This is a genomic window from Pleurocapsa sp. CCALA 161 (assembly GCF_003003995.1).
Classification (GTDB): Bacteria; Cyanobacteriota; Cyanobacteriia; order Cyanobacteriales; family Xenococcaceae; genus Waterburya.
Map to the genome: position 1 here is coordinate 1 of NZ_PVWF01000148.1, position 9,610 is coordinate 9,610.

5 protein-coding genes, 1 tRNA gene and 1 pseudogene are annotated in these 9,610 nt (G+C 36.1%); 4 read left to right on the forward strand and 3 right to left on the reverse strand.

Going from position 1 to position 9,610, the window contains the following annotated elements; translation table 11 throughout:
* Positions 1–1,146, forward strand: a 1,146-nt coding sequence (locus C7B62_RS22280; protein ID WP_146132175.1) for a heavy metal translocating P-type ATPase, incomplete at its 5' end; no start/stop codon positions are given.
* A gap of 231 nt (positions 1,147–1,377) precedes the next feature.
* On the opposite strand, the gene C7B62_RS22285 is transcribed toward C7B62_RS22280, so the two are convergent.
* From C7B62_RS22285 to C7B62_RS22295, 3 genes are all read right to left on the reverse strand, one after another.
* Positions 1,378–2,838 (reverse strand): S-layer homology domain-containing protein, encoded by a 1,461-nt coding sequence (locus C7B62_RS22285; RefSeq protein WP_146132176.1) that lies wholly within the window; start codon positions 2,836–2,838, stop codon positions 1,378–1,380.
* 536 nt (positions 2,839–3,374) lie between these two features.
* A tRNA-Leu gene (locus C7B62_RS22290) sits at positions 3,375–3,456 on the reverse strand.
* Between the two features lie 293 nt (positions 3,457–3,749).
* Complete coding sequence (locus tag C7B62_RS22295) at positions 3,750–5,930, reverse strand: polysaccharide biosynthesis tyrosine autokinase (RefSeq protein WP_106242578.1); 2,181 nt, start codon at positions 5,928–5,930, stop codon at positions 3,750–3,752.
* Between the two features lie 598 nt (positions 5,931–6,528).
* Between C7B62_RS22295 and C7B62_RS22300 the strand changes: the two genes are divergently transcribed.
* The 3 genes and pseudogenes from C7B62_RS22300 to C7B62_RS25495 form a co-directional block, all read left to right on the forward strand.
* Positions 6,529–7,725 (forward strand): WecB/TagA/CpsF family glycosyltransferase, encoded by a 1,197-nt coding sequence (locus tag C7B62_RS22300; protein ID WP_106242581.1) that lies wholly within the window; start codon positions 6,529–6,531, stop codon positions 7,723–7,725.
* Positions 7,726–7,893: 168 nt separating this feature from the next.
* Positions 7,894–8,880: a glycosyltransferase family A protein gene (locus C7B62_RS22305; protein ID WP_106242584.1), complete on the forward strand. Its 987-nt coding sequence runs from the start codon at positions 7,894–7,896 to the stop codon at positions 8,878–8,880.
* Between the two features lie 508 nt (positions 8,881–9,388).
* Positions 9,389–9,610 (forward strand): annotated as a pseudogene (locus C7B62_RS25495) (ABC transporter ATP-binding protein); the annotation flags it as partial.

Genomic DNA, 9,610 nt, shown 5'->3' on the forward strand with positions numbered 1-9,610 from the left:
TTTATAGGTGTTTTTTTAGCATTAATACCGCCTTTTATTTGGGGTTGGGACTGGGAAACGACTATTTATCGAGCGCTTATTTTTCTGGTGGTTGCTTCTCCCTGCGCTTTGATGGCGGCAATCATGCCGACTTTGCTATCGGGAATCGCCAATGGCGCACGACAAGGAATTTTGTTTAAAAGTAGCGCTACTTTAGAAGCACTCGGACAAATAAAGGCGATCGCTTTTGATAAAACGGGAACCCTTACCACAGGTCAACTACAAGTCACCCAAATCATCCCAGTCACAGAAAGATCGGAGTCTTATTTGCTAACGGTAGCAGCCACCCTAGAAGCTTATTCAGAGCATCCCATTGGTGAAGCGATCGTGCGGGCAGCACAACAGCGAAATTTATTCAAATTAGAGGCTAGTGACGTTCGAGCAGAGGCAGGACAAGGGATTGAAGGAACGATCGAGGGAAAACGAGTTTGGGTTGGCAAGCTCGTTGGTTTAGAAACAAATACTTCGCTAACAGCAAATCTAGAGCAAACTTGCTCTAGCTTGGAAGAGCAGGGCAATACAGTTATCTGGATTATCCAAGCCGACAGGTTATTAGGTGCGATCGCTGTTGCCGATACAGTACGCCCAGAAGCACAAACTGCGATCGCGCAATTGAAAAAACTAGGAATTAAACAGATAATTATGCTAACTGGCGATAACGAGCGCACGGCTCATCAAATTGCTCAAACAGTCGGTATAGATCAAGTGTATGCCGAACTGTTACCAGAAGATAAGATTCATATTTTACGACGACTTCAGAAACAATATCGAACGGTAGCAATGGTTGGAGACGGAATCAACGATGCCCCTGCTTTAGCTCAAGCCTCTGTTGGCATTGCGATGGGAGTAACGGGAACTGATGTTGCTTTGGAAACCGCCGATGTGATCTTGATGGCAGACCGATTAGACAGATTAGAGCGAGCAATTCGTCTGGGTCGTCGCGCTCAAAGCATTGTCAAACAAAATATTATCTTCGCGATCGCTTTTATCATTCTGTTACTGACTGCAAATTTTGTAGGTGGTATTACTTTACCTATTGGTGTGATTGGGCATGAGGGATCGACTTTAGTTGTGACATTGAGTGGACTGCGACTGCTGCGAGGCTAAATTAGTTAGAATACTCGAAATAGCAAAGATTTCAAAAGTTTCTTCGTGCCAATCATTTCACAGATGTAAACCAAGTCTAATTTAATGGCGATCGTTTATCCTTTATCCTTTAGGGCTTTTTAAAGAGTTACATTTCATGAAAAATGTTTCCAAAGCTAAAAGCTAAAAGCTTAAAACCGATTGACAAACAACGTAGTCTCTTAACTTGTCAGCAATGACTAGATCTCTTAACTAACTTTTCATTTTAGCTGCCGATTCTAACACTTCTTTTGCCGAAATCCCATCTCCTTGAAAGCCAAAATACCAAAGCGAGGCTGCTGCTTCTGCTCTAGTGATAGGTTTCTTGGGTTGAAATAGGGTGGTATAGCCAAACATGCGTCTGACGTTAGAGCGATCGCCATTTTGAAAGTCGGCATACAAAGCTCTCGTGGCAGAGGAATCGATATCAGCAGCATCTTGAAATCCCCAGCTTTCCTCAATCGCTTGAATAGATGCTTTAGGTAAAGATTTACGAGTATCTAAGGGTACTTTCCAAGTAATTAAATCAGCTCTAGTCAGAGGAGCATCTGGGCGAAACAGTAAATTAGTGCTGTCTTCCGTCAAGCGAGAAGGAATTAAACCTGCTTCAGCCAAACTTTGAATTGCTTCAAAATCTGGATCATTGGGATTGACATCATTAAATGCAGGTTGGCTGGTTTTATTTGCCCGATAAATTTTTTTACCAGGATTATCGGCATAATAGCGATTATTAGCCGCCATCAACCAACGAGCATATTCCCCACGGGTAATAACTTGATTGGGAGCAAATTTTGCTAAATCGACGTTAGCCTGTTTGGTATAGGGAGTTAAAATGCCCAAAGCAGCAACTGATTCTATAGGTTGCTCTAGTTGTGGAGGGATTTGATCTAAATCTGTAAAATCGGGAGCAGATGAATTGTAAGTATTTTTATTTAATGTTGCTGTTGAATTAGGTTGAGCAGTATTTTGCTGAGTTTTCTCTGATAAAGATTGAGTTTGATTTTTTGCTGGTTGTTTAGCAGTTTGAGGATTGGAAGGTTTAGAGAAGTTGTCTCCTTGAGAAATACTAGATTGGGGAATGTCTTGGTCTAGAGGATGATAAACCACTGACATCCTCGTGCTTTTGTCCTGAGATTCTGGATTATTTGCTGATTCTAAAAGAGAAAGCTCTACTCTAAGGTTATCTTTAATGGCGATCGCTCTAGCTATTTTTTGCTGAGGATTAATCGTAAAGGGTTTGATCAGATCCCAATCATTTGCTGGCAATTCTGCTAGATAGTAATCGGCGACTGCTTGGCGATTATCTTTCATCTTCCACAGCATCGTTCCTGAGTTTTTGTTTTTACTAGACTTGACATCTAATAATTCAGCCTGGGGATAGATCGGAAAAGTTTGAGTGAAATTTAGCGCTAGGTTGTTATTCGCATTACGATCTCGATTATTTGACGATGCTGATGTTTTTGCTTGAGGGTTAGCAGCAGGATCTTGAGTTTGGAGAGACACTTCTTGCGCCTTTTTTTTCAACAGCGGATCTGCTCCCACTAAGTCTTGCAAAGCTGCACTATTACCGCAACCACTTAATAGTGTTAATAGACTGGTTAATATAATTCCCTTAATTGCTAGACGATCGCTTTGTTTAAACATGGCTACTTGCCAAAAGTTAGTAGTTATCAATAATTATCTAATTTTAATACCTAGAGAAGACATCAAAGCATTAACTGGTTGATCTAGGGCTTACTCATTGGTCATAAGTTAAGCTTGAACAGAATTTGTTAAGTAGGTTTGAGGCATCAAACGATCGGCACAAGCCAATCCCATTTTTGCTAAATATTTAAGCGATCGCGCGCGCGCGCGCCCTCTGGTTCAAAATTGGTTTAGAACTAAGACAACCAAACTTGAAGTGCGTTTTTTAGTTTACTTGACTCCAAAAATTCGATATTAAGAGCCTTTTACTAATTCTGTATTGGTCAAATAAAGCTGATAACAGGGAAATTAGGGTACAGGAAAATAGTTTACATAGAATCAATCAGAAGCAGGCACTAGAATGCCCCGCTTTTTTGTTAAGCGCTTAAACAATCGAGCTACATCTGTTCTTTTACTCTCTACAGTAATTGGGTTATTCTCCTAAGTGAGCAATTTTTGAGGAACAATATAAAGCACGAGCCGTTCCTTGCTTGTGAAAGTTTTGCATGTCAGAGGCGTAAGGTGAATGCGGATAGCGAGACTCGAACTCGCAAGGCGTAAGCCACACGCCCCTCAAGCGTGCGTGTCTACCAATTCCACCACATCCGCAAATTCAACACTATGAAAAGGATTAATTTAGATTTTAGCACCTATAAATGCTCACCATAGCAAATATACTTTATCACATATTCAACTAGATTAATTTGGTCAATATATCTAAGAACTATATAAGAACCATTTGGTATCTATATAAACTATATCGAGCGATATTATTTTACTCTCCTCAAATTAACTCAAATGCTGAAATATTTTGTTCAGCTCTTAATGCATTACTTAATCTACTGGTTGTTGAGCAACGCTAAAAAAAGTTAGTTTATAGTCTGACTGATTTTTAGCTTGCTCTACTTCGTTAAATCGTTAACTGCTATACCTAACACAGGAACATTGGAAATTTTAAGTTGTTCGACGGCTTTCGTAAGTAGCGAGGTATCTATTTTACCCAAACCTGTAACCAGGATAACTCCGTCTGTTTTACCAGCAAGAAGATTAACATCGGCATAGCCAACCAAAGCGCACAAATCATAGATTACCAAATCAAAATTGCATTTGAGTTCCTCCATCAGCAAATGCATTCTTCCTGATGCAAGCATCAGGCTACTTTCGTAAGACATCAGTTCATTAAAGCCAGAGCTTAAAAAAAATAGATTATTATTTATAGGTGATTGTTGAATATGTTTTAAAGTCAAGCTAGGCTCATTTTGACTAAGAATATTTTTTAGACCAGTTGCCGACTCTAATCCTAAACTTTCAGTCAAACGAACTTTACTCCGCAAATCTGCATCAACTAATAAAACTCGTCTACCCATAGATGCAGTAGCTTGAGCAAGATTAAGAGCAACAGTAGACTTACCTTCACCAGATATAGTAGAAGTAATAGCAATGGATTTTAAGCTAGTATCAAATTCTAAACTCTTTGAATCAGTAGTAAAGTTTAGTAGCCCCAAATTGGCGGCAAAAGAGCAGAATGCTTCGGTAGAGGAGCAAAGAAATTCTGAAAAAGCTAACTGCCCTTTGTTGTCTGTGTTGTCTGGCTCACGATAGATATCCGAAGATGGTAGTCGCTTAAGATCCATTGAACCTTTTGCTGGAGCAAATAATTGCAGCTGTTTTCTTGTGGGAGTATGAGGAATATGACCAAGAATTGGTAAATTAGTTATTTCTTCTATCTTGGCAGACGAATAAATAGTCTTCTGTGTCTTGTCCAGCATTAAAGCTACACCTAAGCCTAGTATCAGACCTAAACTAGAGCCAAGTAATAAGCGATTGTTAACGCCAATATCGTTGCTCTGTGGTTCCTCCGCAGGCGCTAAAAGTTGCCAAGGAGATTGCTGCTTTGCCGCATCGACCAATAAAGTTTCTTTCTTACGCTTAAATTCATTGAGCTGGCTTTTAGCTATATCTAGATCTTGCTGAAATTTAGTATAGTCATCGGAAACTGTCGACCAGTTTTTAAGTTGCGATTGCAGCTTGGCTGATTGACTTTGTGCTAGTCGCTGGCGATTTTCTAAGGTTTTAATATCATTGACCAACTTTTGTTGAATGATTTCTGCTGCTTGTTCAATCAGACTAACAATTCTCTGTCTTTCTTCCTTAAGAACCTGAATTTCGGCATTTTGATCGGAATAAATAGTAGATTTTTGGCTGAGTTTAATATCAATTTCTCTTAACTGGTTAAGCAAACCTTGATATCTAGGGGTTGCCAAATCAATTGCTGTGGGCGAAGTAGTGGGCTGATTAGATAGTTCGTATTCTAAATTTCTCAGTTTTAGGCGCATTTGCTGTAATTCGCTAGTAACTTGATCCTGCTCTTGATTGATCAACTCGGTGCGATCAGCTATGGGCGTAAGAGATACATCAGGCTCGATAAAGTTATATTCATCCCTCAATCTCTGCATTTTATTTTCTAAACGTTCAATATCCTTAGTAACCCGAGGAATTTGAAAATCAAGAACATCTATTCCTCTTTTGATCCCCTCAGAACGCGTGTTAGCACTATAATCCAAATAAGTTTGAGTGAGAACTTTAATTACGTCAGACACCTGCTGTTTATTAGCATGTTCATAGGTTACTGATAAGACGTTCTTTTGGTTTTGGCTATCTCGAATAAATTCCACCGTTAGGTCTTTAACTAACTCTTGATAGTTGAGTTGAGGATATTTTGCTCGCAAAGTATCAACTGCCTTGGATATAGTAGTAGGACTTTTGAGGATCTTAAGTTGAATATCGTCAAGATCTACTTCAGTAATTTTTTCCCGATCTTTAATATCATCGATAGATGTTACTTTTGTCTCTACATTAATTGTTTCTGGTAATAGTTCAAAACTAGCAACATAAACTGGAGGCAAAAAACTAGTTTTGAAAAAAGCTAAAGCAGTCATCGAAATGGTAATGCTAGCAATAAGAGGCAGACGCCTTACAATAGTATTAGTTAGGTCGAAGTAACTTAAACCCCCTTCAGTATTTTCAACAGTAGGAGAACCATGAAGATAATAACCTTTTTGATTTGTAAAATTTTGATTCATAGCTTTTGTATTATTTAATAATTTCAAAATTATGCTGATTATAAATACAGCTAAATTACTTTATTTACTTTTGCTAGTATTTAAATAAACTATTATTTTGCTTGCATTGTTAATGATGATATAACCATTAAAACATAGATTATTTTTGCTGGATGTTCATAAGCTGTTTTCTAGATAATCATCATATTGTTGTAAATCTATTAAATAAGTAATTTGACTGAAAATCTCTTTTAGAACTACGTATTTATAAGGTATATTAAAACAAAAATATTGTTATATTAATGATTTAGATTAAGTGCATTTTTATCGAATCTTCATTAGAAGCTAGCTGATTATGAAATTTTGATTAGACTTAGAACTATAAGTTGACACTGATTTGAAAAAAAAATAGCATGTTATTATCGTCATCAAACTTTATTTTATTTAAAATAATCTATATTCGATTATTTTAAAATAATAGTTTGTAAACTATTGCATTGCAGTCTAAATATTAAAACTATTTTCTATTTTAGACTACTAAATTCGAGAAAAATTATAGAAAAGTAGAACGAAACGTCTTTTTATTATTAGTTATAAAATAACCTAATTAAAAAACATTATGATACCGAAGAAAGAAGTAATTGATGTTTATCTTACTTGCGTACCATTCGATGAGCAAATGATGCTCATTTTGCGTTGGGCAAAAAATAGAGCCAGCAAAACTGTCTGCCTAGCAAATGTTCATATGTTAATGGAGGCTCGACGAAATTCCTGGTATCATGAAGTACTTCGTCAAGCTGATTTAGTTACTCCAGATGGTAAGCCTTTAGTAATGATGCTACGTGGCTTGGGAATTATGGAGCAAAACCAGGTTTCTGGAATGAATGTGTTTGAAAATCTTTGCGAATCAGCAGAAAAAGCCAATATACCCATTTATTTTCTAGGTTCTACCCCAGAAATTTTGGACAAGATGAAACAGAGGATCTCTAAAGATTATCCCGTTCTTAAGATTGCTGGGATGAAATCTATTCCTTTTATGTCAGTTGATGAAATTCGCACTTCAAGAGATGAAAAGCTGATTGAGGAAATTAATGATAGTGGCGCTGGAATTATTTTTGTCTGTCTAGGATGTCCTAAACAAGAAGTTTGGATGTCTCAGTATAAAGGCTTAATTAATGGTGTAATGATTGGTGTAGGTGCTGTTTTTGCTATGTATGCAGGAATTACTCCTCGCGCACCCCACATAATTCAAGATGTAGGAATGGAGTGGCTATATCGTTTGGCTCAAGAACCTAATCGTCTCTGGCATCGATACAGTTCAACTATCCCACCCTTTATGTATCTTGCTGCCAAGCAACTATTAAATCGAGATAGTGTTAAAAGTATTTTTTCTCAGGCCAATCTCTCCCTAGATATTGACAATCTAGATTTTTCTCCAGAAAAAATTGGCAAGATTCTTCAGGAACAAAATCTGTTAAGCGCTCAGGAATTAGATCAGGCTCTGTTACTACAAGAATTAAACCCTAATCTAAAGCTTGGGGAGATTTTAGTCCGCAATAACTCATTGTCAGTATCGCAGCTTAAATTCTATCTAAAAAACCAAAACGTCAAGCTTGGTCAATTATTAGTAGAAAAGAAAATTTTGAGAGAAAACAAGCTACAAGAACTTTTATCATTACAAAGTATTACTGAGCAAAAGCTAGGAAGCATTTTAATAGAAAATAAAAATGTTTCTAGGGAACAAATAGAAGATATTTTGCTAGAGCAATATCTAAGACGAAAAGGTCTATTTTTGTCGGATTTAGTATTGTCGTAATAATAAAATAAAAATGACACTAAACCATTGTTGTGTTTATTTATGTGTCACAAATTTTATTGAAAATATTCATTTTACCAAATTAAAAGATATTGATGTTAAATTTGAGTATAACAATATAAAAGTAGCAATTTAAATTTTATTTCAATATCAAATATTTTAACAATTATGATTACAAGCAGCATTAAATCTCCAAAAGTTAGTATTGGTATACCTGTATATAATGGAGAAAAATATCTTGAATTTGCTATTGATTCATTAATTAAACAATCTTTTCAAGATTTTGAGATCATCATATGTGACAATGCTTCAACAGATAAAACTGAAGAAATTTGTCGTTCTTTTCAATCTCAGGACGAAAGAATTTTATATCATAGAAATTCTGTCAATATAGGAGCTGCCAATAACTATAAGAAAGTATTTCAGTTGGCAAAAGGTCAGTTCTTCAAGTGGATGGCTCACGACGATAGATGTTCTGTTAACTATCTAGAAGAATGTGTAAGAGTCTTGGAAGATGATCCTGACATCGTGATGTCTTTTCCCAGATTTGTACTCATTGACGAAAATGACAACCCTTTTCCTTTAATTGACAAGAATACTTATGTTGTTCCAGAAGGGAGGATTATAACTACTAACTTACAGCGCAATTTTATGTCAGTCCATCCAAGTAAGCGCTATTGGGAGGTTCTATATCGAACAACCGAATGTTATGAGTTTTTTGGTTTGTCTCGTAGAAACATAATTGAACAAACTTCTCAACATGATGCTTTTTATGGTTCAGATAAAGTGCTTCTGTGTGAACTTGCAATAATGGGTAAAATCAAAGAAGTTCCGAATGCGACTGGCTACTTTAGAATTCATGCTGAGCAGTCTCAATCCCTTAAAAGCTCAAAAGAACGCGCTGAATGGATCTCCCCTGACTTAAACTATGGTGCATTTATGTCTCGAGTTAAATGTCTTCAGGGATATTATCACAGCATATTCGCTTACCCTATTTTTTTATCTGAACGTTTCAAGTGTTTATGGACACTCATAGTTTGGTCAATTAATTTAAGCAACTGGCAGTCAATGCTGAGAGAGGTATTGCGCTTGAAGCTCAATCTTGAAGAGCCTATACAAAATGCTGGAGATCAGGCAAAACAAGGGTTGTCTTAACTAAACGTCTGCTACCGCTACGCGAAAATCAAAAGCATTTTAATTCCAAGGTTTCAAGCTTTTTGAATAGGTACTTTATTTGCGCCCATGTCTACTAGCATGAATTTAGAATAAGAAAAATAAGGGGTATTAAGCTAAAAATGTATCTCGAGTTTAATAGTCCCTTAATTTTGTTTAGTTTGACAGAATTATTTAGTAATTATTAGCTATTTTTGCTCTTAATTACTATTGTTATGTAAATTACAGTCGCACCTAGATAATTAAATTACAGATAAAATTTTAGAGTTTAAGGAGCGTTATAATAAAAAGTTTTTCGAAAAAAATAGAATCTAACTTTGCACAGCTAGATTATCAAGGTTATAACTGAAATATAGCGTCTAATTACGATCTATATTAAGCTTATTAATTAAAAAATGTTTATTTCATAAGTCATTTGATGATAAATAATAAGTTGAAATTGCTCAAAAACCTTGACTAGCTTTAATCTATAGTTAGCAACTTTATAAACATGAATAAGTTCATAAGAAAATTTTTATATGTTACTAAAGGAAAGCACAAATCATTGCTGCTAATGCTTTGGTTGTTTATTGTCAGTTCATTTTTGGAAATGGTTGGATTAGGATTTGTTGGTCCTTTTTCGGCAATGGTAACCAACCCAGAATATATTAATAGCAACGTTTTGCTTCAAGGTTTATACGTCAAGTTATCCATTAATTCACCAGAAAAATTC

Excerpts from the sequence above, each read along its gene's own strand:
- C7B62_RS22300 (WP_106242581.1), top strand. The coding sequence starts at position 6,529 with ATGATACCGAAGAAAGAAGTAATTGATGTTTATCTTACTTGCGTACCA.
- C7B62_RS22295 (WP_106242578.1), bottom strand. The coding sequence starts at position 5,930 with ATGAATCAAAATTTTACAAATCAAAAAGGTTATTATCTTCATGGTTCT.
- C7B62_RS22305 (WP_106242584.1), top strand. The coding sequence starts at position 7,894 with ATGATTACAAGCAGCATTAAATCTCCAAAAGTTAGTATTGGTATACCT.